This is a genomic window from Paenibacillus sp. T2-29 (assembly GCF_052921365.1).
This window is the reverse complement of record NZ_JBREVE010000001.1, coordinates 559524-585088: the sequence shown is the minus strand read 5'-3', so window position 1 is coordinate 585088 and position 25565 is coordinate 559524. Positions and strand designations below refer to the sequence as shown.

At 45.9% G+C, this 25565-nt stretch carries 19 protein-coding genes and 1 tRNA gene; 11 read left to right on the top strand and 9 right to left on the bottom strand.

Annotation, left to right across the window (positions count from 1 at the left end; translation table 11 throughout):
- The first annotated feature begins 14 nt into the window (after positions 1-14).
- From ACU1JV_RS03160 to ACU1JV_RS03150, 3 genes are all read left to right on the top strand, one after another.
- On the top strand, positions 15-893 hold the full coding sequence (locus ACU1JV_RS03160) for a carbohydrate ABC transporter permease (RefSeq protein WP_013371914.1): 879 nt from the start codon (positions 15-17) through the stop codon (positions 891-893).
- Between the two features lie 28 nt (positions 894-921).
- Entirely contained in the window at positions 922-3009 is a 2088-nt protein-coding gene (locus tag ACU1JV_RS03155) for a beta-galactosidase (protein WP_165079635.1), read from the top strand.
- Between the two features lie 98 nt (positions 3010-3107).
- Complete coding sequence (locus tag ACU1JV_RS03150; protein WP_165079636.1) at positions 3108-4160, top strand: glycoside hydrolase family 53 protein; 1053 nt, start codon at positions 3108-3110, stop codon at positions 4158-4160.
- A 90-nt stretch (positions 4161-4250) separates the two neighbouring features.
- Here ACU1JV_RS03150 and ACU1JV_RS03145 read toward each other — a convergent pair whose 3' ends face one another.
- The 4 genes from ACU1JV_RS03145 to ACU1JV_RS03130 all read right to left on the bottom strand — a co-directional run bounded on the left by ACU1JV_RS03145 (position 4251) and on the right by ACU1JV_RS03130 (position 10728).
- The gene (locus ACU1JV_RS03145) at positions 4251-6014 is read right to left on the bottom strand and encodes a methyl-accepting chemotaxis protein (protein WP_025678998.1); all 1764 of its coding nucleotides are present in this window, start codon (positions 6012-6014) and stop codon (positions 4251-4253) included.
- A 373-nt stretch (positions 6015-6387) separates the two neighbouring features.
- On the bottom strand, positions 6388-7347 hold the full coding sequence (locus ACU1JV_RS03140; protein ID WP_013371910.1) for an AEC family transporter: 960 nt from the start codon (positions 7345-7347) through the stop codon (positions 6388-6390).
- 100 nt (positions 7348-7447) lie between these two features.
- Complete coding sequence (locus ACU1JV_RS03135; RefSeq protein WP_058829839.1) at positions 7448-9166, bottom strand: NAD-dependent malic enzyme; 1719 nt, start codon at positions 9164-9166, stop codon at positions 7448-7450.
- A gap of 338 nt (positions 9167-9504) precedes the next feature.
- Positions 9505-10728 (bottom strand): nitrate/nitrite transporter, encoded by a 1224-nt coding sequence (locus ACU1JV_RS03130; RefSeq protein ID WP_058829838.1) that lies wholly within the window; start codon positions 10726-10728, stop codon positions 9505-9507.
- Between the two features lie 427 nt (positions 10729-11155).
- On the opposite strand from ACU1JV_RS03130, the gene nirB (ACU1JV_RS03125) reads away from it, so the two are divergent.
- Both nirB (ACU1JV_RS03125) and nasC read left to right on the top strand, forming a co-directional pair.
- A complete protein-coding gene (gene nirB, locus ACU1JV_RS03125) occupies positions 11156-13330 on the top strand; it encodes a nitrite reductase large subunit NirB (RefSeq protein ID WP_413986624.1) in 2175 nt (724 codons plus the stop codon).
- A gap of 79 nt (positions 13331-13409) precedes the next feature.
- A complete protein-coding gene (gene nasC / locus ACU1JV_RS03120) occupies positions 13410-15590 on the top strand; it encodes an assimilatory nitrate reductase catalytic subunit NasC (RefSeq protein WP_413986623.1) in 2181 nt (726 codons plus the stop codon).
- Between the two features lie 132 nt (positions 15591-15722).
- On the opposite strand, the gene ACU1JV_RS03115 is transcribed toward nasC, so the two are convergent.
- Positions 15723-16796, bottom strand: coding sequence for an anthranilate phosphoribosyltransferase (locus ACU1JV_RS03115; RefSeq protein ID WP_064962255.1), 1074 nt, complete (start codon positions 16794-16796; stop codon positions 15723-15725).
- A gap of 19 nt (positions 16797-16815) precedes the next feature.
- Positions 16816-17418 carry an ANTAR domain-containing response regulator gene (locus tag ACU1JV_RS03110; RefSeq protein ID WP_013371903.1) on the bottom strand — a complete coding sequence of 201 codons (603 nt, stop codon included), beginning with the start codon at positions 17416-17418 and terminating at the stop codon, positions 16816-16818.
- Positions 17419-17861: 443 nt separating this feature from the next.
- Here ACU1JV_RS03110 and nirB (ACU1JV_RS03105) point away from each other — a divergent pair, with 443 nt between their 5' ends.
- Complete coding sequence (gene nirB / locus ACU1JV_RS03105) at positions 17862-20294, top strand: nitrite reductase large subunit NirB (protein WP_413986622.1); 2433 nt, start codon at positions 17862-17864, stop codon at positions 20292-20294.
- Positions 20295-20306: 12 nt separating this feature from the next.
- A complete protein-coding gene (gene nirD, locus ACU1JV_RS03100) occupies positions 20307-20636 on the top strand; it encodes a nitrite reductase small subunit NirD (RefSeq protein WP_413986621.1) in 330 nt (109 codons plus the stop codon).
- 276 nt (positions 20637-20912) lie between these two features.
- Here the strand turns inward: nirD and ACU1JV_RS03095 are convergent.
- Positions 20913-20984 (bottom strand) — tRNA-Val (locus tag ACU1JV_RS03095).
- Positions 20985-21123: 139 nt separating this feature from the next.
- On the opposite strand from ACU1JV_RS03095, the gene ACU1JV_RS03090 reads away from it, so the two are divergent.
- Both ACU1JV_RS03090 and ACU1JV_RS03085 read left to right on the top strand, forming a co-directional pair.
- Positions 21124-21567, top strand: a complete 444-nt coding sequence (locus ACU1JV_RS03090; RefSeq protein ID WP_025675812.1) for a GNAT family N-acetyltransferase — start codon at positions 21124-21126, stop codon at positions 21565-21567.
- Between the two features lie 86 nt (positions 21568-21653).
- Positions 21654-21890 (top strand): DUF3892 domain-containing protein, encoded by a 237-nt coding sequence (locus ACU1JV_RS03085; RefSeq protein ID WP_013371899.1) that lies wholly within the window; start codon positions 21654-21656, stop codon positions 21888-21890.
- Between the two features lie 128 nt (positions 21891-22018).
- On the opposite strand, the gene ACU1JV_RS03080 is transcribed toward ACU1JV_RS03085, so the two are convergent.
- Positions 22019-22777: an MBL fold metallo-hydrolase gene (locus tag ACU1JV_RS03080; protein ID WP_413986620.1), complete on the bottom strand. Its 759-nt coding sequence runs from the start codon at positions 22775-22777 to the stop codon at positions 22019-22021.
- Between the two features lie 200 nt (positions 22778-22977).
- On the opposite strand from ACU1JV_RS03080, the gene ACU1JV_RS03075 reads away from it, so the two are divergent.
- Positions 22978-23535 carry a hypothetical protein gene (locus ACU1JV_RS03075; RefSeq protein ID WP_013371897.1) on the top strand — a complete coding sequence of 186 codons (558 nt, stop codon included), beginning with the start codon at positions 22978-22980 and terminating at the stop codon, positions 23533-23535.
- A 79-nt stretch (positions 23536-23614) separates the two neighbouring features.
- Positions 23615-23920: a DUF1292 domain-containing protein gene (locus ACU1JV_RS03070; protein WP_007431055.1), complete on the top strand. Its 306-nt coding sequence runs from the start codon at positions 23615-23617 to the stop codon at positions 23918-23920.
- 111 nt (positions 23921-24031) lie between these two features.
- Here ACU1JV_RS03070 and ACU1JV_RS03065 read toward each other — a convergent pair whose 3' ends face one another.
- Positions 24032-25507 (bottom strand): aminotransferase class I/II-fold pyridoxal phosphate-dependent enzyme, encoded by a 1476-nt coding sequence (locus tag ACU1JV_RS03065; RefSeq protein WP_013371896.1) that lies wholly within the window; start codon positions 25505-25507, stop codon positions 24032-24034.
- Positions 25508-25565: the final 58 nt, after the last annotated feature.

Below are 25565 nucleotides of genomic sequence, written 5' to 3'. Positions count from 1 at the left end.
AAAGAGGGAGAGTCATGTATCATAAAACAACGCCATACCGCATTTTCAATGTGTTCAATATTTGCTTACTAGTGATTTTGTCTATCATGTGTATCGTTCCATTGATTCATGTGTTGGCAGTATCATTTAGTGCTAAATCAGCAGCAGATGCCAATCTGGTTGGACTGTGGCCAGTGCAGTTTTCATTAGAAGCCTATAAGAAGACGATGAATAACCCGATTTTTCTCCACTCCATCTGGATTTCTGTCTGTCGGACTGTATTGGGAACCGGCTTGACGCTACTTATTACCTTTTTAGCTGCTTATCCGCTTTCGAAGGAAACAACGGTGTTCCGCAGTCGCAACATTTATTCATGGCTGTTTGTATTTAGTATGATTTTTAACGGTGGTCTGGTTCCATTCTATATGGTTATTCAAAAGATCCATCTTATGGACAGCTTCTGGGTACTTGTTTTGCCAGGAGCGGTCAATACATTTCTGGTCATTCTTATGCTGAACTTTTTTAGAGGAATTCCCAAAGAGATGGAAGAGGCCGCATTGATCGACGGAGCAGGGCATTTTCGGACATTGTTTAGTATTTTCTTACCAATATCCATGCCTTCCATTGCAACGATTGCGCTGTTCAGTATGGTATTTCATTGGAACTCATGGTTTGACGGTCTGCTCTATTTGAGCAATGCAAAGGATTATCCGCTGGCGACGTTCCTGCAAACTGTAATTATACAGAAGGACATGAGTTCCATGAGCATGAGTCCCAAAGAGATGGAATTACTGTCACAAACGACGGTCAATGCAGCACAAATTTTCATTGGTGCAGCGCCTATTCTTGTTGTATATCCTTTTTTACAAAAGTATTTTGTTAAAGGTATGACACTAGGTTCCGTCAAAGAGTAATAGAACTAATACAAGGAGATGATTTGTAATGACCTATTCAAACATAACCAAGTACCCACCCATTAGTGAGCGAGTTCCACGTATGCTGCATGGAGCGGACTATAACCCGGAGCAATGGCAGCAATATCCCGAGGTATTAGCGGAGGATATCCGCTTGATGAAACTAGCCAAATGTAACGTGATGTCTGTCGGCATTTTCTCATGGGTTTCATTAGAGCCTGAGGAGGGCGTATTTACGTTTGAATGGCTGGATCGTATTCTGGATTCGTTTGCTGAAAACGGAATTTATGCGTTTTTGGCTACTCCTAGCGGAGCAAGACCAGCCTGGATGTCGCAAAAATATCCCGAGGTGCTGCGAGTGGGGGCTAACCGTGTCCGTAACTTACATGGGTTTAGACACAACCACTGTTATACGTCGCCTGTCTACCGGGAAAAAGTACGTATCATGAATACGAAGCTGGCTGAGCGTTATGCTAATCATCCTGCTGTTATTGGCTGGCACATTTCCAATGAATTTGGTGGAGACTGCCACTGTGATCATTGTCAGGAGGCATTTCGCGCTTGGGTGCAGGATAAATATGGTACGTTAGATAATCTTAATCATGCATGGTGGACGACATTTTGGAGTCATACAGTTACGGACTGGAGCCAAGTTGAATCTCCGGCACCTCATGGTGAAACGCAGGTTCATGCCATGAATTTGGACTGGAGACGATTTGTAACCGAACAGACCGCAGATTTTATCAAACATGAGATTGTGCCGCTCAAGGCTACGAATCCGGACATTCCAGTCACAACCAATTTAATGGAGTTTTTTGAAGGATTGAATTACTGGAAGTTTGCTGATCTGCTCGATGTTATATCCTGGGACAGTTATCCGACGTGGCATGACCGTGAAGGGGATGACAGCCGTCAGGCTGCGAGAGTGGCTATGATGCACGATATTATTCGCTCCATTAAAGGTGGGAAACCCTGGATGCTCATGGAAAGTACGCCAAGCTTAACGAACTGGCAAGACGTTAGCAAGCTGAAGCGACCAGGTATGCATCTGCTATCGTCTTTACAGGCTGTGGCGCACGGTTCAGACACCGTTCAATATTTTCAGTGGCGGAAAAGCCGCGGTTCAAGTGAAAAGCTGCATGGTGCAGTCGTCGATCATGTCGGACACGAGCATACTCGGGTATTCGGGGATGTGACAGATGTCGGTCATGCACTGGAAAAACTGGAAGAGGTTATCGGTACATCCGTACCGGCTGAGGCCGCAGTCATTTTTGACTGGGAGAACCGTTGGGGAATCAACGATTCACAGGGACCGCGGAACAAAGGCGTGAAATATGAGGAGACAGCTGAAGCACATTATTTGGCATTGTGGGAGCAGGGAGTGCCAGTAGATGTCATTCATATGGATGCAGATTTCTCCAAATATAAGCTTTTGGTAGCTCCAATGTTGTATATGGTTCGCAGCGGTGTAGGAGAGCGCATACAGAAGTTTGTTGAAAACGGGGGCATATTCGTAGCAACCTATTGGTCCGGCATCGTGGATGAACATGATTTATGCTTTCTTGGAGGCTTTCCAGGACCGCTTCGTAAGACGCTGGGGATCTGGTCGGAAGAGATTGATGGATTGCATGATCATGATCGTAATTACATTATACCGGTTGAAGGCAATGAGCTGGATCTACAAGGGGAATATGAAGCTGTAGAATTGTGTGATCTCATTCATACGGAGGGTGCAGAGGTACTGGCTGAGTACGGAGCAGACTTTTATGCAGGCCGTCCGGCTTTGACGGTGAACCGTTTGGGACAGGGAAAAGCTTATTACATCGCTTCACGCAACACTGGACTATTCCATAGTCATTTTTACAAAAGTTTAATTGATGATGCAGGTCTCAGTAAAGCACTCGATGTGCAGTTGCCACATGGGGTGAATACAGCGATTCGTACTGATGGAGTTCATGACTATATTTTTGTAATGAATTTTACGCATGAGCCGCAAAAGATTACACTGGATGGACGAACTTATTCGGATCTGCTTGAAAATGATGTGATAGCAGATAGCAGCGTTCAACTGGGTGCCTATGCTGTTAAGGTTTTAAAGGCAGAGCGCAATAAATAGAACACGTTATACATGTGATCGCCGTCGTTTCCCGAGTGAGGGAGCAAGTGGATTGGCCAGAGGCAATGTGAGTATATAATTTAGATAGGGGATGACTTATGAAAACAGGTAAACGTACTATGGTATTTGCGATGTTGATCTTGTTATCCAGCTTTTTGTACCCATTGGGCTCTGTGGGAGTGGGTGCGGCTTCGGCCGCCCCTGCTTTCGCCAAAGGAGCAGATATAAGCTGGGTCGCAGGGATGGAAGCCCAAGGTATGACCTGGAAGGATAAAAAAGGGGTTCGCCGGGACGTTCTGCAAATTTTACGGGACGATTATCAGATCAATTCGGTTCGTATTCGCGTCTGGGTAAATCCTGACATGAAGGATTATGCAAGCGGATACATGAATGCTGAGAAGGCGGCAGAACTTGCGCAGCGAGCCCAAAAGTTAGGCATGAGCGTTATGCTGACCCTGCATTATAGCGATTCCTGGGCTGATCCAGGCCAGCAGAATAAGCCTTACGCATGGCGCAATTTTACATTTACACAACTTATGGATGCGGTCTGGTCCCATACTGTCTATGTAATGAACACGATGAAGAGCAAGGGTGTGACACCGGATTGGGTGCAAATCGGCAATGAGACGAACAATGGAATGCTCTGGGATGATGGCAAAGCTTCTGTGAATATGAAAAACTATGCGTGGCTCGTCAATACAGGGAATAACGCTGTTAAATCCGTAAGCAGCAGTACCAAGACAATCGTGCATTTAGCTAATGGGGATAACAGTTCCGTTTTAAACTGGAACATTGGTGGACTGATTGAAAACGGAGCTCAGTTCGACCTTATTGGCCTGTCTCTATATCCGTCTTCCTCTGACTGGCAGGGTATGGTGGATCAGACGATTACCAATGCCAATAGCCTCATTGCAAAATATGGTAAAGGCATTGTCATCAGTGAAATCGGAATGGAATATAATGAACCTGCTGCTTCCAAGGCATTTATTTCTGCAATCAAAACGAAGGTTCGGAGTATCGGAGGCGGTAAAGGCGTCGGCGTATTTTATTGGGAGCCGGCTGCAACCCCAGGTTATAATCAAGGTTATAACAAAGGTGCTTGGCAGGCTGACGGCAAGCCGACCTCAGCGTTGGAAGGCTTTCTAAACTAAAGAAGTGTGTAAAATATCAAAGAACCTCTAATGTGCATTCTATGCAGACTAGAGGTTCTTTATTGTTATGAGGATTGGATAGTTATAGTTTTAGACTTCACGGTTTACTTTGAAGAATGAAATGAGCTCTTCTAGCTCCCCGGACATTGATGTAAGCTTGTCCGAAGCTTGGACAATTGAAGCCATAGACTCGGTTTGTTCCCCAATGGTTTGTTCAATTTGTTTGCTGCTGTTGACTGTTTTGCTAACTGTGGAAGACAACTCGTCCGAGGTAGCTGACATTTCCTGCGTGCTGGCCGAGATTTGCTCAGTTGCACTGGATACCTCCTGGATTTGTGATGACACTTTATTGGACGCTTCTAAAATTTCAGAGAACATTTCGCCTGTCTGCTTCGTAACTTCCAGTCCGACCTGAACTTCTTTTGTACCCAGGCTAATGCCTTTTACAGTTTGTTCAATCTCTTTTTGAATTTCTTCAATAAGCTCTGCAATTTGTTTGGCGGACTCTTGAGATTGTTCAGCCAAATTACGCACTTCTCCCGCTACGACTGCAAAACCCTTGCCTTCTTCACCCACTCTGGCAGCTTCGATCGAAGCGTTGAGAGCAAGCAGATTCGTTTGGCTGGCAATGCCGGTAATGATGCTTACAATATTACTGATTTCGTTAGAACGGTTCTGCAGTGCATTAACCGAATCAACTGTACTGCCCATTGTAGTGGAGATAGAGTCCATTTGAGTGGATAGCTTTTGGGCTACCTGATTGCCTTCAACGGAGCGTTTTTCCATGGAATAAGCTTGATCCGCTACAGAAGAGGAGCTTTCAGCAATGGTTTGGATCACTGTAGACATTTCATTCATAGCCCTGGAGCTTTCAAGTGCTGCGTGATCCTGAGCTTCAAGTCCCTGAGTTATTTCCCGAATATTGCTGTTAATGATGTTTGTATTCGTACTATTTTTCTCGCTAATGCTTAACAATTCCTGAGCTGATCCTGTTACTTCTTGCGTCGTATCCTGTACTTTCACCATCGTATCGTTAAGGCGCTTGATCATTGAATTAAATTTTTGATTGATAATACCAAGATCGTCTAGGCCTGTCTTGATTTTTACATTCAGATTACCCTCGCTGACTTCTTCAATCCCCTTCATCAAGGAACGAATCGGGGAGAGCGTGCGTTTTACCAGCAAGTATTGAATTGTCAAGAAGATAGCAAGAAACAGAATGAGCAGTGAAACACCATATACAAGCAACTTATGAAGACCCGTAGGTACAGAGCTCGCATCTACGTCAAAGTAAATTGCACTTGTGACTTTACCGCTTGCATCTGTAATCGGATAAACAATAGTAGTCCATGTGCCATATTCGTCCGTATAAAAGCTGCTCAATGCTGATTCATTGGATTGAAGCATTTTATTTACGGCGTCTGCATTTTCGTCAGGCAACGTGTACATATCCCCAATATTCATCTTCGAGTTTTGGAAAGCTTGAACCAAATTAGTGGGAACGCCAATAATGGAGGTTTGATTTCCTTCTTTTAGTTCTGTCCCAAATATGTAAGCTTGGGCGACATTAGGATAAAATGTGTGAATGGAATCTAGAAATTTGCGTATTTCTTGTTGAGCAGAACCGTTATAATCTTTTTCGCTTAATGCTTGTTGTACTTTTGTTTTGTCAACATCTTCTGCCCATTTTTTGGTCAACACTTTTACCTGATCTTGCAGCTGCGTGGTGAGAATGTTCTTTTGAAGTATATAGCTAGATGTGATAAGAATAGCACCTATTAATACGATGTTAAGAAAAGATATTAATAGATTTTTACCAAAAAAGGACATAGTGCTCCACTTCAAGTTTTTCACAAGTTTCTTCTCCTTTAAATTTTAATTTAATGCTACAGTACAGCTATCCCTTATATATTTCGTCAATTTCCTTTATAAATGTTAGCGAATTATTACAATTGGGATATACTTACTGATGGATAGTGAAAATAATGATAAGAACCAACAAAAGGTATGGAAGCTTACCAAAAATAAAAAGAGGCAACCCACATGGAATAAATGTAGGTTGCCGCTTGCTAGCAAAACGGGATATCATACTGGTTTTCAGCTCAAATATGACTAAATCACTTTATTGTTTGGACAATATTTAAAAAATAAGATAAATGAGGGCGAACGAATGCCCTTAACCATTATATATAACAGTCTTTCGCTGAACGTTGAAAGCTTTCTGTCATTATACAAGTAGTGAAATGAGCAGAGGGAGCGAAATGAGCGATAATACTGAGCTTATAACAAATGCAGATGCCGCTTCTGTTTCCAGTGATTCATAGCGGGTCGCGATCATAGCGGCTACAGCAGATCCGGGAAATGCGACAAGCAGTACGGCTTTAGTTACATCCTCAGGGGACAGTCCGATCAGAACAGCAATACCGAGCATAACCATAGGCATCACGATCGCTTTCAGTACAGCGATACTAAGTGCTTTTGGACTGAACGTAATCTTTTTAATTCCAATAGTTACCCCGATGGCAAATAGAGCCGTACCAGCAGTAATATTGCCGATTTGATCAAACATAGATTGCAAAAGCTTCGGAGCTTGGAATCCGCATAAAGTCAATACAACACCAATCAAGGGTACGCAAGCCAGCGGCTCGCTGAGTCCATGAAGGACAGATTTTATAGTGACTGTAAATAAATTACCTTTAGTGTCATCAGATTCTGTTGATTTACGCTGGCCGACCGTTCCCAAAATACTTGCAAGCGGATCAAGAATCGCATTAACGACGATGCCGGTAATCGCAATAGGAATGGCGACCGCCGCACTTCCGAACAAGCTTCCCAAAACCGGAATCCCCATGAATGCGAAAGAAGGCTGTGTTGAATTCAATGCGAACATGGAGGATTCTGTCAGACCTTTTTTTGCAATTAAGCGATATAAGATGAGCAATACAATGTAAAAGCCGATCACTCCAAGCAGCAATGCAACAAGAAAGGGCCACTTTTGGATTAACGTCTCTCTTGGTGTCGTCGTAATACCAATAAACAAGTGTGCAGGTAAAGCGAATTTGGTTACCAGTGTATTTAATCCCTTAGATGAAGCTGGGTTAAAAGCCTTAAAAAAACCTGCAAAATAACCAATTAAAATGACAAAGAAAATAGGAATTAAGATAATAAAGATATGACCTGTAGCCATGATGTCGCCTCCAATAAAGATGTCCGCCAAAAATGGCGGACATCAGTTAAATAATCACTTTGCTTACAGCAAGTATAAATTTTGATGTTGTTCGCTATTTTTAAACCAGAACGGCTTCCTGTCCATACTGTTTGATGGGTTTATATTTGCATTCCCACATGGAATCCCGAACCGCTTGTACGATATCATCCGGCTGATGACGCGCAACTCCATCTTGAACTGCCGCCTTAGCAACTGCTACAGCAACAGCTTCAGATACTTCTCGCAGTTCGTTGATTTTTGGTAGCAGGGAAGCACCAGGCTGTGACAAATCAACCATTTGAGCTACTGCATGGGCAGCTGCTGCAAACATGCTATCTGTTATAATTTTGGATTTTACTACGATTGCTCCAAGACCAAGACCTGGGAATACGAAAGCATTATTGGATTGTCCAATTTCAAACTTAATATTGTTGTAGATTACTGGCTCAAAAGGACTTCCTGTTGCAATAAGGGCTTTTCCTTCCGTCCAGTGGATCAGGTCTTCAGGAGTTGCCTCTGCCAGAGGAGTCGGATTGGACATTGGCATAATAATAGGGCGTTCTGTATGCTTGGCCATCTCTTTCACGATTTCCTCACTAAATGCTCCAGCAACACCGGAAGTTCCGATCATAATCGTCGGTTTCACACGGCGAATGACTTCAAGCAGAGGGATTTTGCCATCTTCAGCATGCTCCCAGTCACGGCATTCGGCAGCATCACGCACATAAGGGACCTGGAATGGGAAAAGTCCTTCCGTTTCATTGGTAAGCAGACCACGGTAATCATATGCCCAGAAGTTACGTCTTGCTTCAGTTTCTGACAATCCTTCGAGCATCATAGCCGCACTAATTTGGTCTGCATTGCCGATTCCGGCAGCTCCTGGACCAAACACTAGAACCCGATGCTTGCTCAGTGGGATTCTGGACAATTGGACACCAGACATCACACCTGCTAGTGTAACCGCGCCAGTACCTTGAATGTCATCATTAAACGTTAAAATATGATTTCCGTACTTATTAATAATATTCCGAGCATTGACGTTACCTAGATCTTCCCAGTGCAGCAGTGCGTTCGGGAAAGAAGAAAGTGCAGCTTGAACATAAGTATCAATAAATTGATCATATTGTTCTCCACGTACACGCTTATGACGATTCCCCATGTATAAAGGATCTTCTAACAGCTTTTCGTTGTTTGTACCTGCATCAAGCACAACGGCCAGCACCCGGCTAGGATCAATTCCAGCAGCAGCTGTATATACAGCAAGCTTACCGATAGAGATGTTAATACCGCCAACTCCCCAGTCCCCGATTCCCAAAATACTTTCGGAATCTGTGGCTACAATCAGGTCGATATCATCAGGGTCCAAGTTCAAATTCTTAAAAGCTTCTTTGATGCCAGCAAGGTTATCAATAGATAAATACATACCACCTGGTTTATGATATTCATGACTGTATTCCTGAATAGCCTGACCGACTGTTGGTGTATAAACAATCGGAAGCATCTCGCTCAGGTGCTCGGAAAGCAAACGATAATAAAGGACGGTATTCCGATTAAAAAGATCATTTAATGCAACGTTTTTACGCAAATTATCTGGTTGGCTTTGAAATTGCTCGTATACCCGTTGAACCTGTTCCTCAATAGTTAATATGGTAGGAGGAAGGAGGCCGTCAAGTCCAAGCTGCTGACGCTCTTCCAGTGTAAAAGCCACTCCTTTGTTCAGCAGTGGGTTGGCAAGAAGATCCTTTCCGGTTAATTTGGTTTCGATAGTTCCATCTTCCGTAACATGAAAAGCACGCATTTCCAATTCCTTCTTTCCTAAAAAAATACATTTGGTTAACCCTTGAACAATTCGTGAACAAGTATACGCCTTATTTTAAACCAAGTGAACAAGTATGTTGTGTGAAAAATGGTTATATAAGTGTTTACATAAGAAAAAATATGAAAATGAAAGCGATTTTCAATGATTTTCAACTGAAAAATTCATTAAATTTTCATAATATTTTCGGTAAATATTCATTAAATGTGACTTTTTTCATAGATTTTATAATTAGATTGAATATGTATAAGGAAATAGCTTAACTTCATTTTTCTAATAACGAAGTTAAGCTATTTTTGATTATAAGGGATAATTGAGGCTTAAAATCTAACGGCTTCATTAGCAACTGGAGCAGAACGTCGCATCCAGCTGTCGCGCCATTTCAATTGCATGATGATCACGAGGACAAGAGCACAGAATGTGATCAGGCTTAGGCAGATGAAGCCTGGCATGTAAGAACCCGTTAATTTGTACAGATGTCCCAGAATCAGGGGAAGAAAGTACCCGCCTATGCCGCCAGCAGCACCGACGATGCCAGTCATGAGCCCGATTTCGTTACCAAATCGCTGCGGGACGAGCTGGAATACGGAGCCGTTGCCAGCACCAAGGCACATCATACCTACGAACAGCAGGACTACGACCACGGCAAGGGGGGGTAAAAATGCAATACTGGCGAGCATAATCCCGGCCCCGGCATACAAGTACATTAACATGCGTGAACCACCAATCCGGTCAGACAAAAAGCCGCCTACAGGACGAAAGAAACTTCCGGCAATGACACAAACGGTTGCAAAATCAGCAGCATGGACCGCGGAGAGACCGTATTGGGTATTGAAGAAAATGGTCAAATAATTTGAAAGGCCAACGAACCCGCCGAACGTCACGCAATAAAAGGCACAGAACACCCAGGCATCTCTCTGTTTGAGCACCGAAGCATATTGTGAGAGACTTTTTGGTGCTGGGCGATGAGGGCTGTTGCGGGCAAAAATACTAAACAGAACAAAGACGATGAAAATCGGGATGATGGCTAAGCCAAAAACGACCTCCCAACTGCCAAAATGTTGGGCAATGCGGTTGGCAAACAAAGTTGCGAGGACGGTCCCACTGTTGCCGGCGCCGGCAATTCCCATGGCCAGCCCTTGATGCTCTTTGGGGTACCATTGGCCAGCCAACGGCAGTGCAGCTGCAAATGAGGCTCCGGCCACACCCAGAAGCAGGGCGACAGCGTATAACTGCTCCAGCGAATCAACCCACAGCCAGCCAAGCAGGAGAGGAATGATTGTGACAAGCATACCGATCTGTCCCGTGAGCTTGGGACCGATATAATCTGACATGAATCCAAGCACGAGTCGCAGCAGGGAACCACTAAGTATTGGGAGAGCGACAAGGTTGGCTTTTTGTACAGGGTCCATTGGATAGTCATTAGCAATGACAACGACCAACGGTCCGATCATTCCCCATATCATAAAACTAATATCAAAATACAGAAAGGAGCCCAATAGGGTGGGCTTGTGTCCGCTTTGCCAGAAACTTTTTTTCTTCATTCTCGATCTCTCCTCTTCTTATTGTGGTTTGTAGAGCTCAGTCCTCAATCTTCTGTTGAACATAAAAAAACCGCAAATCGTCCCGACATCGTATCTGGGAAACGCTTTGCGGCTTCATTGCCGTGTTTGACACACCTCATTGTGCATCGCTTTGATATGATCACATCGTAGTGATTTTAATTCAAATTATAAAAAGACATTCTATCTATGTCAATATACATAACATTAAAATTATAATAAATTTAAAATAAGGTTTAAATACAGGTTTCATGTATTGAATATTGACATGACGCTCACAATTCAGTAATCTTAAGTACATATCGGTACAACGATGTGCCGACATTTACGGCAACGGTGCCCTTTTCCATCGAATGGAGAAGGGCTTTTTCTGTCTTATTTTAGTACGGAGAATGGGGCTGGATTCATTATGATAAAAAGACTGGTCGTCATCGGTAATGGTATGGCAGGCATCAAATGTGTGGAGGAAATTCTCAGTCTGGAGCCGGAACGGTTCCAAATCACAATATTTGGTGCTGAACCGCGGCCCGGATACAACCGTGTGCTCCTGTCCAAAATGCTTCAGGAGGAGAGTACGTTCCAACATATCGTTACCCATAGCTGGGACTGGTACGAAGAAAATGGGGTAAAGTTGCAAGCTGGTGAACGTGTGTGTCGTATTGATGTGGCAACTGGTATGGTGGAAACGGAATCCGGTATTCAAGAGCCCTATGATATTCTCGTACTGGCAACTGGCTCATTGCCTTTCATGCCACCCATTCCCGGAGTTCGAAAAGAGGGAGTAATTGCTTTTCGTGATGTAAATGACTGTGAAACCATGGCGAGATATGCTAAGACGTACCGCAAGGCCACTGTCATCGGAGGAGGGTTATTGGGGCTTGAGGCTGCTCAAGGCTTGCTGAATCTGGGGATGGAAACTGACGTTGTTCATAATGCGCAGTATCTGATGAATCGTCAGCTTGACCGTACTGCGGCTGTACTTTTACAACGACGGTTGGAGCAACAGGGCATGCGGTTTCATTTGGCGAAGGATACAGTCAACATTATAGGTCGCAACCGGGCACAAGGATTGATGTTTGCGGACGGGAACAGATTGGAAACGGACTTGGTTGTGCTGGCGGTTGGTATCCGGCCGAATATTGGTTTGGCTCAGGACAGTGGTCTGACAGTAAACCGTGCCATTGTCGTGGACGATTATATGCGCACGAGTATTCCTAGTATTTACGCAGTTGGCGAATGTGCTGAGCACCGCGGGATTTCATATGGGCTGGTGGCGCCGCTATATGAGCAGGCCAAAGTGCTGGCAAAGGTGATTTGTGGTCGTGAAACGGCTCCCTATGAAGGGACGGTCCCGTATGCACAGCTCAAGGTGGCGGGAATTCATGTGTTTTCGGCAGGAGACATTCGTGAAGAGGGCAGCGAGATCGCGATCATGGAATATAACGGTATGCAGGAGATTTACAAAAAAGTGATGATGCGCGCCGGCAATATCACTGGAGCAATTTTGTTTGGGGATACGGCGGAAAGCACCTCGCTGCTTGGAATGGTACGGCGCGGCGCGCCAACTACAGAGCTTACATCCCAGAAAAATAGCAAAAGCAAAGCAGAGGATGCTGCGGAAGCATTGCCCGAAGGAGAGACGGTATGCGCATGCAATGGTGTGAGCAAGGGGGATATTTTGCGAGCGATTGCCACGGATAAGTTGAAAACAGTTGAAGAGGTGAAGAGCCGTACCAAAGCGTCCGGTTCCTGCGGAGGCTGCCGGCCGCTAGTGGCTGCACTGGTCAAAAATGGTTTGTCCCGAGCGGCAGCTTCTGGACCTGTGGTAACTCCGACTGCTCAAGAAGTTGTTTCTGTGTGTGGTTGTACGCATTATGATCATGATTCGCTTAAGACAGCGATGGTGGACGCAGTTTGTCGAACTCCAGAGGAAGTAGTATCCCGTCTTGGTTGGACCAGACAGCAGGGGTGTGAATTATGTCGTCCAGCTGTACTTTATTATCTGGAATCTCTAGGTTTGCGGAACGGATCTGCAACAAATCAACTGGGAATAGACGTTGCGGTTCAGTCCACCGTACCGTACGAAGGGGAAGTGGGTTCTGTGGGCCTGAGTTTTACAAATTTGAATGCTGAACGTCGCGATTGTGTTGATCCTGCCCCGATCGATCAGGCTTGTGGTGGAGTGATCTGGCTAAGAGAGCGGCTGGCGGCAGTATGGGGCGGTCTTTCATTACCGTCACCAGTTGCGGTTGCTGTCAGTCCGGGTTCAGAGTATCCCGGTGGCGTCCTTGTCCATGACATTGGAATATCCCGATCACCAGCAGGTTGGGAGGTTTATGCCGGTGGCCATGCAGGGCACCCGGTTCGTCAGGGGTTGCTGCTTGGATTGGAGGAGAATCCAGAAGAAGTAGTGCTGATGGCTGTAACCTGCTTGCAAATATACAGGCATAGTGCTAGGTATGGGGAGAAAATGTGGGAATGGATTGAACGGACTGGCGTTCTGGCGCTGCGGGAAAGTGTGCTCGACGCTACTCTGCGAAGTGAACTGACCGGTAGCCTGCGGTCCACCATGCTGACAGGTTAACGGATTGTGGGAGTTGTAGTGATAGATTCGTATGCGAGGACAGTAACATTGAAGCGAATGGAGGGAGAAGGTGACTTTTATGTGTCAGTCAGGAGAAAACAAACTGGAAGCCGGTCAATTCGTCCTCCCTGTGGTGGAGACACAATGCCCATTTTGCAGCGTGCAATGTAAGATGACCGTTAGTACGGAAACGGAGACACTCGCGGGTATCATTCGAACGGTGTATAAAGCGGAAGGCAAACCTAACGCAGCCTCACAAGGCAGGTTATGCATCAAGGGTATGAATGCGCATCAGCATGCAACTCATGCAGAAAGGCTGACACAGCCCCTACTGCGCAAAGAGGGCAAGCTTGTTCCCGTTCAATGGGGGGAAGCGATGGATGCTGTAGGTAGCAGTTTCTCTTCGCTGCTGTCCACGCAGGGCCCTGACGGAATCGGCATTTACGGCGGAGGCTCGCTATCGAATGAAACGGCTTATTTACTCGGGAAATTTGCGCGGGTGGCTATTGGCACGCGCTATATCGATTATAACGGGCGCTTTTGCATGTCGGCAGCAGCATCTGCTGGCAGCAAAGTGTTTGGTATTGACCGCGGACTGACCTGCAGGCTGGCTGATATTCCGTTGGCTCGTTGTATTGTGCTTGCAGGTACGAATATCGCTGAATGTCAGCCGACGTTAATGCCTTATTTTCACCAAGCGAAGGAAAATGGTGCGTTTGTCATCGTAATTGACCCGCGCGCGACACCCACAGCGGCAATAGCCGATCTGCACCTGCAAATCAGACCGGGTACGGATGCTGTACTGGCCAATGCCATGCTAAAGGTCATCGTGGATGAGGGATTGGTAAATGAAGAATTTATCCGCAAGCGGACCAACGGGTATGAACAGTTGTTGACTCATTTGAATGGGGTGGATCTGAACGAATCGGCTGCGCTGTGCGGAGTTGAGGCAGAGATGATCCGGCAGGCAGCGTGTGCCTTTGGCAGTGTGGAAACGGGTATCGTTTTTACTGCCAGGGGTGTCGAACAGCAGACGGATGGGCACATGGCAGTGCGTGCATTTCTTAATCTTGTGCTGGCCACTGGAAAGATTGGAAGAGAAGGGTGTGGGTATGGGGCCATCACAGGTCAGGGAAACGGGCAAGGGGGACGAGAGCACGGTCAAAAGGCTGACCAGCTTCCTGGCTACAGATCGATTGAGAATGAAGAAGATCGAGCCTATGTTGCGTCCGTGTGGGGAGTTGAACCAAGCAGTTTGCCGGGAAAAGGAGTGTCGGCCTATGAAATGATGGAACTGGTTCATCAGAGAAAAATCCAAGCTCTGTTCGTGATGGGTTCTAATCCTGTTGTATCTAACCCGAATGCCCGGTTGGTCGAGGAGGCGCTGAAAAAGCTGGATTTGTTGATTGTGTCGGATATGTTTCTCACTGAAACGGCGCGAATGGCCGACGTTGTTTTGCCTGTGACGTCTTATTTGGAGAATACGGGGACGATGACTAATCTAGAAGGCCGCGTTTTGCTGCGGGAAGCGGTGCGGATTGCACCGGGCGAAGCTAGAGATGACTGGAGCATTTTATGCCAGATAGCTTCAAGACTGAACAAGGGTGGATATTTCGCGTACAAGGATACAGAGGATATCTTTGAAGAACTGCGCCTCGCTAGCCGGGGAGGGGTTGCTGATTATTACGGGATCACTTATGACAGGCTGCGTCGCGAGGAAGGAGTATATTGGCCATGCCCATCTACGGATGAAGCTGGTATGGATACGATGTTTCGGGAAAGCTTTGCTCTTTCCGACCGAAGGGCTGTTTTTACAGTGGTTGAAAGCTGTGGAGCAGGAGAGGAAATATCCGAGGAATACCCGCTTACTTTGACGAATGGCCGCGTGCTGGCTCACTATTTGACCGGCGCACAAACACGCAGAAGTCCTTCGCTGGCCGCGCGTGAGATTGAGAATTATGTAGAAATTCATCCGCGTACAGCACAGCACTGGTATATCAAGGACGGGGAGTGGGTAGAAATAGTATCCCAGCGCGGTAGCTTTACTGTCCGCAGCCGGATCAGGCCACATATTCGCGAAGATACGCTTTTCGTACCTATGCATTGGGGCGGGGCGCAAAATGTAAATCGGGCGACCCGTCCAGACCTTGATCCGTTCTGCCGGATGCCCGGCTTCAAGACGGCAGCTGTATGCATCCGTCCCCTCCGCCTAGCTGTAGCTGCAACCAGTGGACATAACGGGGAGTGGTCACAGTTCTAGAACAGGAAGGTGTGAGTGCATCTTCTTTTTCCTTGCATAAAAGGCCCGCCCCCTTTGCATGAGCATGGGGGCGGACCTTTTTGAGTAGTTCAGTTTATGTCCCGATAAATGCTGGACTGTAGGAGACGAGTTTTATAAATGAAAATGGGGTTCGGATGTGCCGACTCCCGTTTTTATTTCTTTTCTCAACATAGCTTCACGCCAACGGCAGTACAAATCCCAGGCTTCCCCGTTTTCAAGCAGTGGTTTGCAGGTATATAAGCCTTCCTCAATGGAGTCTACTCGCCCTGCAACGAACAGTCGGACCGCGCCGTTGAGCAACACTTGGTTCGAGAAGGCAGTATGAGCTGTACCTTGCAGCACTTCCTCTGATATGCGCAGTTGTTCAGCGGGGGTCCAGTTGTGTTCTGGTACTACCGAATCCAGCCCGTACATTTCGGGATCTATAACCTGGAGTGACACTTCACCGTTAGCAAACAGGTAAGTCCGGGTCGGTCGATCGATGAACAGGTCCTCCGATCCTTCGCTCCCCTGAATGATCAAAGCCCTGCGATAATTCAGATTCTGCATAACTTTCGCCGTCTTGTCGAATACGGTGTTGTGGAAAACGCCGAATACAATGTACGGGGAAGAACCGTAATCAACTAGTTTCTCGGCTGTGTTCAGTACTGTGCGAAGCCCCAACTCTTCGCGAATAGGCCGCAGATCTCGCAGGGGCGTGCACCATTGTTCGGAAACGACGAAAAGCACGCCTGTCTGCTTCGCAGCATGAATGGCGGTTTCGTGTGTTATATCCGCAGTTGCTACCCCCATCTCCTGCAACAAAAGTGGGAGTGTAACCCCCCATTTGGGAGGGAGAGGTGCACTGCCATGCATCGTTACAGGTATTCCGTAGGAGGAAAGCAGAAAGGCAGTTGCGAAGGTGGCAATAAATGATGACTTTCTACCGTCGTACGGACCAGCAAAATCAATGCCTTCCTTCATGGGAAAACGGTGGGAATATTTACGACAGACATTAACGAATGCTTCCAGCTCGGCAACACTCTCCATTTTGATGCGTTCCGCGGCAAAGAAGGCTCCGATTTGAGCAGGGGTTGCCGACCGGGTCATAATCAGTTCGGCAGCAGCTTCGGCTTCGGCGTAGTTCAGATCACGGGCGCCTCTTTTGCCGCGCCCAACTTCTTTTAATATTTCAATGATATTCATGTTCAGGCCCCTTTCAGATTTATGCTTTTAGCATTTGCTGTGCTTTCACAATGGAGATGGCCACATCAACGATTCGTTTGCGTTCATTCATCGCTTTTTTACGCAGCAGATCATATGCCTCCGCTTCCGGGATGCCGTTTACTTCGCCAAGTATCCCCTTCGCCATATCAATCCATTTGCGTTCTTCCAGCCGAGCAGTCAGTTGTTTGCGTTCACTTTGCCAATGCTGGCGTTCAAAAAAGTGTTTGGCGCTAAAATGAAGAGCCCAATTCAGCTCATGAGCTGCCATGGAAGGGGTTAGAATACCGTCGACAATCACATCTGCTTCGCAAGCCTCCGTCGATGACAGCGCTGATATCGGGCTGCACCACCAGAGCAACGGAATTGCTTTGGTTTGCTCTAACCTGCTGCTCCACATGCTGATTGTGCCGACAGGTATGTTAAGTACTGCCGCATCTGCATTATGGATGAGCTGTTTGATTTCAGATTCATTGCGGCAGGGCAAAGGTAGGTATCCGTTGGATTCTAAAAGGTGCTCAGGTCCTGCCTGCCATGAGGGAATGGCGTTTGCCTGCTCGGATGCAGGGTCAGCGTGTAAGTGGATTACCAACAAGGAACGCAAGCGGGCTCCTCCTCTCTTTAACTCAAGGGTAAATAAGCATGAGGATTGTATGTCTTGATAAGAAATGTGACATATAACTTTGCGAGATGGTTTTACTTTTCCATCATAATGAAGTGGAAACAGACTTTTAAACCATTTTGGCGTGTTTTGGACTGAAAATCAATCCTAATTTTGCAGAAGAGTGATATTTTATACGTCATGGATATGTTACTTAGTGATAAAATATAATTTTTTATAAGATAATGCGTAAGGAATATTGACATGTGATTTGAATCGTTATATATTGGCTACAGTACTTTAAATTCATACTCTGATGGATACAACGGCGTATTCGATGAAACGGCAATGGAGCCTGTTTTTACATGTGGAGGGATATTTTTCATCCCCGTATGTGAAGCAGGCTTTTTATGTTTTAAGGATAGAAATGGAGAGGGAGTGACCTAATGAACTACATCCAAAAATTAGTGCTGGTCGGCAACGGAATGGCGGGGATACGCACTCTCGAACATTTGCTGAAGATCGCACCAGGTGCTTATGAGATTACGGTATTTGGGGCCGAGCCCCATCCCAACTATAATCGGATCATGCTGTCCTCTGTTCTGGCTGGAGGAGCAGGTTTGCAGGATATTATCATCAACGATTGGAGTTGGTATGAAGAGAATAATATCCGATTGTATACCGATGATCCTGTCACAGCTATCGATACGGAAAAGCGGCAGGTGACTTCACGATCCGGTGTATGCGTCTCTTATGATTTACTGTTGTTGGCAACAGGTTCTAAAGCCTTCATCCTGCCGCTTCCAGGAGCCGACAAGGATGGTGTGATTGGTTTCCGGGATATCCGTGACTGCGAGACGATGATAGAGACGGCGAAGACGCACAAAAAAGCAGCCGTTATCGGCGGCGGATTGCTTGGGCTAGAGGCAGCCAGGGGGCTGCTTAATTTGGGGATGGACGTTACAGTTATTCATCTCAATGGATATATTATGGACCGACAGCTGGATGAGGCAGCTTCCCTTATGTTACGGCGCGAGCTGGAGGAACAGGGAATGACTTTTCTGGTCAATAAGCGGACGGCGGCTATCACCGGGCGTCGTCGCGTGGAAGGGCTGAAGTTTGCTGATGGCAGCGAACTGGAAGCGGATTTGATCGTTATGGCGGTAGGTATCAAACCAGATATTGAACTGGCGGTTTCGGCGGGAATTCCCGTAAACCGTGGCATCATCGTAAATGATAACATGGAAACGAACATTCCTGGCATATACGCCGTTGGAGAATGTGCAGAACACCGGGGAATCACTTACGGTCTGGTTGCCCCATTATATGAGCAGGGGGGTGTCCTTGCTCAGCGACTCGCGGGAATGGAGACTCCCGGCTATAGTGGTTCCGTCACTTCGACAAGGTTGAAGGTATCGGGCGTCGATGTATTTTCAGCAGGCAATTACAAGGATGAGCCAGAAACGCGATCTCTGCGGTATCAGGATGATATTGGTGGCGTCTACAAAAAAATCGTCATCAAGGAAGAAAAACTGATCGGAGCCGTTCTGTTTGGGGATACATCTGATGGAGCTATGTTGTTTTCTCTGATCAAAAGTGGTGATTCGGTGGTTGGTCGAGAGAAAGAGTTGTTACTTGGCTTTAACCCTGGTCAACCAGAAGGTAGTGGTACCGTGATGCTGGAGCAGATGCCTGAAGATGAAATTGTATGCGGATGTAATGGTGTATCCAAGGGTGACATTGGAGAGGCGGTTGCGGCAGGCTGCAGGAGTCTTGGGGAGATTAAGGCCTGTACGAAGGCATCGGCATCATGCGGCGGCTGTAAGCTAATAGTGGAGGGGCTCTTACAGCTGTACGCAGGTGAAGAAACCGGAGAACCGATTAAAGAAGGGATATGTGGTTGTACAACGCTTGATCGGGAAGCGATTATTAATGGTATCCGGGAAATGGGGCTGAAGAGCGTCAAAGAAGTGATGAACGTGCTGGGCTGGAACGAACCTGAAGGGTGTACCAAATGCCGGCCGGCCCTCAACTATTATCTAGGTATGCTGTGGCCACTGGATTATGAGGATGAGAAGGAATCCAGATTCACGAATGAAAGGTACCATGCCAATATCCAGAAGGATGGTACCTACTCTGTGGTGCCCCGCATTTATGGAGGAGTTACTTCACCTGCCGACCTGAAGAAGATTGCCGCTGTCGCGGAGAAATACAACGTGCCTTTGGTTAAATTTACGGGTGGCCAACGTCTCGACTTGCTTGGTGTGAAAAAGGAAGATCTACCGGGAATCTGGTCTGAATTGGATATGCCGTCAGGGTATGCATATGGAAAGACATTACGAACGGTCAAGACGTGCGTTGGTAACACCTTTTGTCGCTTCGGCACACAGGATGCCATGAGTATGGGTATCCGGTTGGAAAAGGCATTTGAGCGTCTGAACGCGCCATCCAAAGTCAAACTGGCTGTGTCGGGCTGTCCGCGTAACTGCGCAGAAGCGACGATTAAGGATTTGGGCGTTGTCGCTATTGACGGTGGCTGGGGGATCTATATTGGAGGTAATGGCGGTATTAAGGTGCGGGCAGCAGAACTGCTGTGTACTGTAAAAACCGAGGATGAAGTGATGGAATGGACTGGTGCCTATTTACAGTATTACCGTGAGCAGGCGAATTGGAACGAGCGAACAGCTCATTGGGTAGAACGGGTAGGCGTAGACTCGATCAAACAGGTACTAGCAAATGCGGAGATGAGGCAGCGACTGGTAAGCAGAATTGAGGAGACGTTAAGTACAACGACGGATCCGTGGCACGAAATCATTCATAACGAAGAGCTGCACAAAAATTTTGTGCAGCTGCCAGAGCTTAAGGCAGTAATGGAATAGGGGGCTGACCAAATGGAGAGCAATACGATAACCAGCAGAATCAGGATTGCAGATCTGAACGAAATTGACCAACGTGGAGCAAGAACAGTTCGCATTCAAAATACAGAGATAGCCGTATTCCGCCTTAGTGACGGCAGCGTGCGTGCGCTTGAGAACCGTTGTCCGCACAAAGGGGGACGGTTATCTGAAGGAATGATCTGTGGATCGGTAGTCCATTGTCCGCTCCATGACTGGAAAGTCGACCTATTCACCGGCCAGGTGCGAGATCCGGATACTGGATGTGTGACCACTTACCCCACAGAGATTGACAGTGAGAGTGGAGCTGTTTATATCGTAATCTAGGGGCTCCGTGTATATTGTGCTTGGGGCTGGCTTAGTTGTTCTTCTATATAATAGAAGAGATATGTATTGCCTAACGATTCTCTAGAATTCAATCTTACTGAATAAAGAGATATTACAGCTTAAGTGTAACGGTAGAGTATATAAAAAAGTCAACCTTATTTCAGGTTGGCTTTTTTGTGCTCAAATCTTAAACAATGACCTGTTTCTCTTTTTAGCAAAATTCTCTGTATCTCCAAATAAACAAAAAAAGCCTTGAACATCAAGGCTTTAGACGTATAGGACGGATGGGGATCGAACCCATGACCCTTACCCTGTCAAGATAATGCTCTCCCGCTGAGCTACCGTCCTGTAGTTACTAGATAATATCATGTATTAACCATATATGTAAAGTGAAAAAATACAAATCAGCCTGTACTTCATAACCATTTATATATATAATTCAAATTTAGCGAGTTTACATTTGAAATTAGAGATGGAGGAACAGATGATGGCCGCAGAAATTATAACTGTAACAACAGAAGAGCAACTGCAGAAGGCAATATTAATCCGGACCAAAGTGTTTGTCGAAGAGCAAAAGGTTCCTCTAGATCTTGAAATTGATCATTATGACAAGCTGGGAGATACCGCCCATCATTTACTAATTTGTGAACATGGGGAAATGGTGGCTACTGGTCGGTTGACATATTATGATGAGGATACAGCTAAAATGCAACGTATTGCCGTTCTCAAGGAGCATCGTGCAGCAGGTTATGGACGCGTATTACTGCTAGCACTGGAGGAACGTGCACGTGAACTGGGGCTGAGATACTCGTTGCTAGATGCTCAATGTCAAGCTGAGAAGTTTTACGAAAAGCTAGGCTATGAAACGATCTCTGATGAACCTTTTGACGATGCGGGAATACCGCACGTACGTATGCGTAAAAAGTTGTAATTGAGGCACGGGGTGTATACAAAGCTGTACAATGCACATACTAGTAAAAGTTCCTCCACTATACTATGGATAAGGAGCGATGCAGCATGGCGAATACAGAACGAGAACAAATTACGGCAGTACGTAAAAACGGGGATGGCGATCTTACGTCATTTCAGACATCTACTGGACGGATTTTGGATTATAGCCAAGCGTTGAACGAGATTGAAGCAGGCTCCATTGCAGGCGTCAACGTGTTCAAGGCCAAGGATGGAAGCAAACGAATTCGAGGAGATGCCGATGGAGATCCTTCTAATAACCTGGATCAACTGCCGTTGTTCTGACCTTGACTCGCAACATTAACGTGCAAGCTTATCATTGTATACAAAAAATATGCAGCAAGCCGCCCGGCTATCCTTTGTAGGAAAGCCGGGCGGCTTTTTGTTAATTGTTTAAGCTCTCATTAGCTCTGCTACTCTGCACGTTCCAAATCTGCTAGCGGATAAACTCGCTGCTGCTCCAGAAAGGACATAATCCCTGCCTTATCTCTAAATTGTTCCATATCATCACTATAGTGCATCAGATGAATTTGCTCTTGCAGAGGTGTTGGCAAGCTTAGCAGCTCATCTAACGTTGTATGTACTTCTCCAGCGCCTTGTAACTGAACCTCATGTAAAATGCTCCGGCATCCCCGTTCATGCACCAGATGATGAAGTAAATCAGGATCAAAAACCATGTCCGCACTATAAAAAAGACGATCATTTATGAACAAAGAGTAACTGTGTTTACCAGGAATATGCTGTGTAGGGATCAGCTCTATCTGGATACCAGGTACTAATGTGGTGGATACGCCAGGCGTTATGACATTTACCTCAAATACATCCTCAAGCTTGTCAATCATACCTTGCTGGGACATGCCGCCCTTGAGCGTATGCTCCCATAAAGGGTGGATTAATGCTTCGGCGATATAAAGTAGAGGTTTGCGACGATGGAGGATATTCATTTGAAAACCAAATTCCTCTAAGCCTCCGACATGATCTGCGTGAATATGTGTGATTAAAATAGCGTCAATATCAGGCAAAGGGACACCCATCTGGTGTAATGCCAGCGATGCGGTTGTACCGCAATCGATCAGCAGCTTGCCTTCCCCGCTATCCAGCAGCGCGTTGTTGTTGTAATAATGCTTGGCAAAGGCGCTGCCTGTACCAAGCATCTGTATCGTTAGGCCCATTATGGATTCACCCTCCAGACGATGTGTTATAAGACATTCTACAATCGTATTTTAACATCTAGGCTGCGAGAACTAAAGATTTGGCTCCTCATGTAAAAACTTTGGACAATTTGTGAAACACAGCGCAACTTGTGCGGCTGAGCTAGGTATAAATGTACGACAGATGGTTTTTAACAGATAACGATGGAGGGATATGTAGTATGAAATGGAGAAAAGTGATGGCCCTAGTGATGGCCTTTTCAATAATGGGAGGGACCGTCATTTCGGCGGAGTCCGCCAAGGACCAAGTGCAGTTGATTATTAACGGAGAAGTGTCAAAAGATGGAGCAGTTGTCATTGATGGGAAAACTTATGTGCCTATCCGTGATTTTAATGGGCTTGTAAATTTTGATCCCTCTGGTGGAAAAGTTGTTTTCGACCAGCCAAACGTGCATATGTTCCTGTTCAAGGGGGATACTGTGTTTGGTAACGTGAATAAAGGTAACAAAGTGAAGTTTAATGTTTTCAGTCAAATTGATACCCTGAAAACAGATATTTCCGGAGTGAAAGTAGCAATTACCGACCCTTCGGGCAATGTAAAGGATATTCAGTCCCAAGATATCAAAGGAGCGCAAAAGGATAACTTCTGGTTCCGTACAAACGACTTTACGTATGATTTCAAAACAGCAGGAAACTATCGGGTAGGTTTCTACATTAAAGAAAGTAAAGATGGCAGTTATACCCTCGTGTCCGAAAAAGTCATTACAGCGATAAATTAGGCATACCACAAATTGACCTGCACTCTTGATCATGTTACGATACGAGGGAAAATAAAACAATTTGAAGGTAGGTATTTCCATGAGTGATCACAAACATGAACACGGTGAAGCCTGCAACCACGATCATGACCACGAACATGAAGAAATGGTTCTTACGCTAACTGATGAAAATGGCAAAGATGTAGAAATGGTGCTGGTAGAGACCTTTGACGTAGAAGATCACGTGTATGCTCTTTTGCTTGAGCGAGGCAATCCCGAAGCGGATGGTATCATTCTTCGTATGGAAGAAGAAAACGAAGAAATGGTGCTTTACAATATTGAGGACGAAGATGAGTGGAAGCGTGTAGAAGCTGCATATAGCGAGCTTGTTGCCCAATACGAATAGGATTGGATACAGTAGCTGTTCTTGCTCTTCACACAATAGAAAAGCCCCCAAATGGGGGCTTTTTTTGTTGACTATCAACATTTTTTGCAAGCAGGTGTTAACAGATCATGTTTAAGAAATAGCGTCAGTTTCAACGATAACCTTCACCTGATGTACCGTTCGATCCTCAGGTCCTTTAACAGGCAGTCCTACTTCCACATGATCTACAATATAATCAATATTGTCCTGCGAAATAACTTCTCCCGGCAATAGGATCGGGATGCCCGGTGGGTATACATAAATGAATTCTGCAATGATACGGCCAGCAGATTCCTTGAAGGGCACGATTTCTGTATCTCCGTAAAAAGCGTCTCTCGGAATGAGGGAGAGCTGCGGTATATCCGGTATCTTTACAACCAGCTCATGCTGCTGACCTGTGGAATAGTGCAGTGCAGCCAGCTCTCGCAAAGCTTTTAATAAAATGTCTATTTCCTCTTTGGTATCACCAGGGGTCACCAAACAGAGAATATTATACATATCGCTAAGCTCAACCTCGATATTGTAGTGATCTCTCAGCCAATTTTCCACATCATATCCGGTAAGGCCTAAATGGCGAATATGAACTGTAACTTTGGTCGGATCATAATCATAGGTAGCTTCTGTGCCAAGAATTTCGCTGCCAAAGCAATATAGCCCTTCGATTTTGTTGACCTCTGCGCGGCAATATTCAGCTAATTCCAGAGCACGTTGTGCTATTTCATGGCCGTTAAGGGCCAGGTTGCGTCGGGATGTGTCCAACGAAGCCAGCAGGATATACGAAGTGGACGTCGTTGTCAGCATGCTGAAAATAGTTTGTACACGTTGCGGATTAACGAATCCGTTTTTTGTATTGACATTCAGTATCGAGCTTTGAGTCAAGGAACCACCCAGTTTGTGGACGCTTGTAGCTGACATGTCTGCCCCCGCCTCCATAGCGGACATCGGCAAATCAGCGTGAAAATGAATCAGTACTCCGTGAGCCTCATCGACCAGGACCGGCACATTATAGCTGTGAGCGAGATCTACAATTTCCTTCAAATCGGCGCACACACCGTAATATGTCGGGTTGATGACAAGGACGCCCTTGGCGTCAGGGTGACGTTCCAATGCCCGGCGTACGGACTTGGTTGTAACCCCGTGGTGAATACCGAGATTCTCATCACTGACCGGAGAAATGAATACCGGCTTCGCACCAGCGAAGATAATGGCAGACATTATGGATTTGTGTATATTTCGGGGTACAATAATTTTATCACCTGGCATGCAAATGGACATAATCATGGTGATAATGGCTCCGCTTGTCCCCTGTACACTGTAATAAGTATAATCAGCTCCGAAGGCTTCTGCTGCAAGCTTTTGAGCTTCTTCAATGACGCCTGATGGCTGATGCAGATCGTCCAATGGAGCGATGTTAATCATATCTATGGAAAAAGCATTATCCCCCATAAATTCGCGAAATTCCCGATCTGCGCCCACTCCCTTTTTATGACCTGGGATGTGAAATTGAACCGGGTTGCTCTGAGCATGCTTTTTCAAAGCAGTAAAAAGCGGGGTGTTGCTTTGATTCATTAGTGTTGTCACAACCTTTCATGCAGGATTTCGACAATCCTGTGCAATTGATAATAGA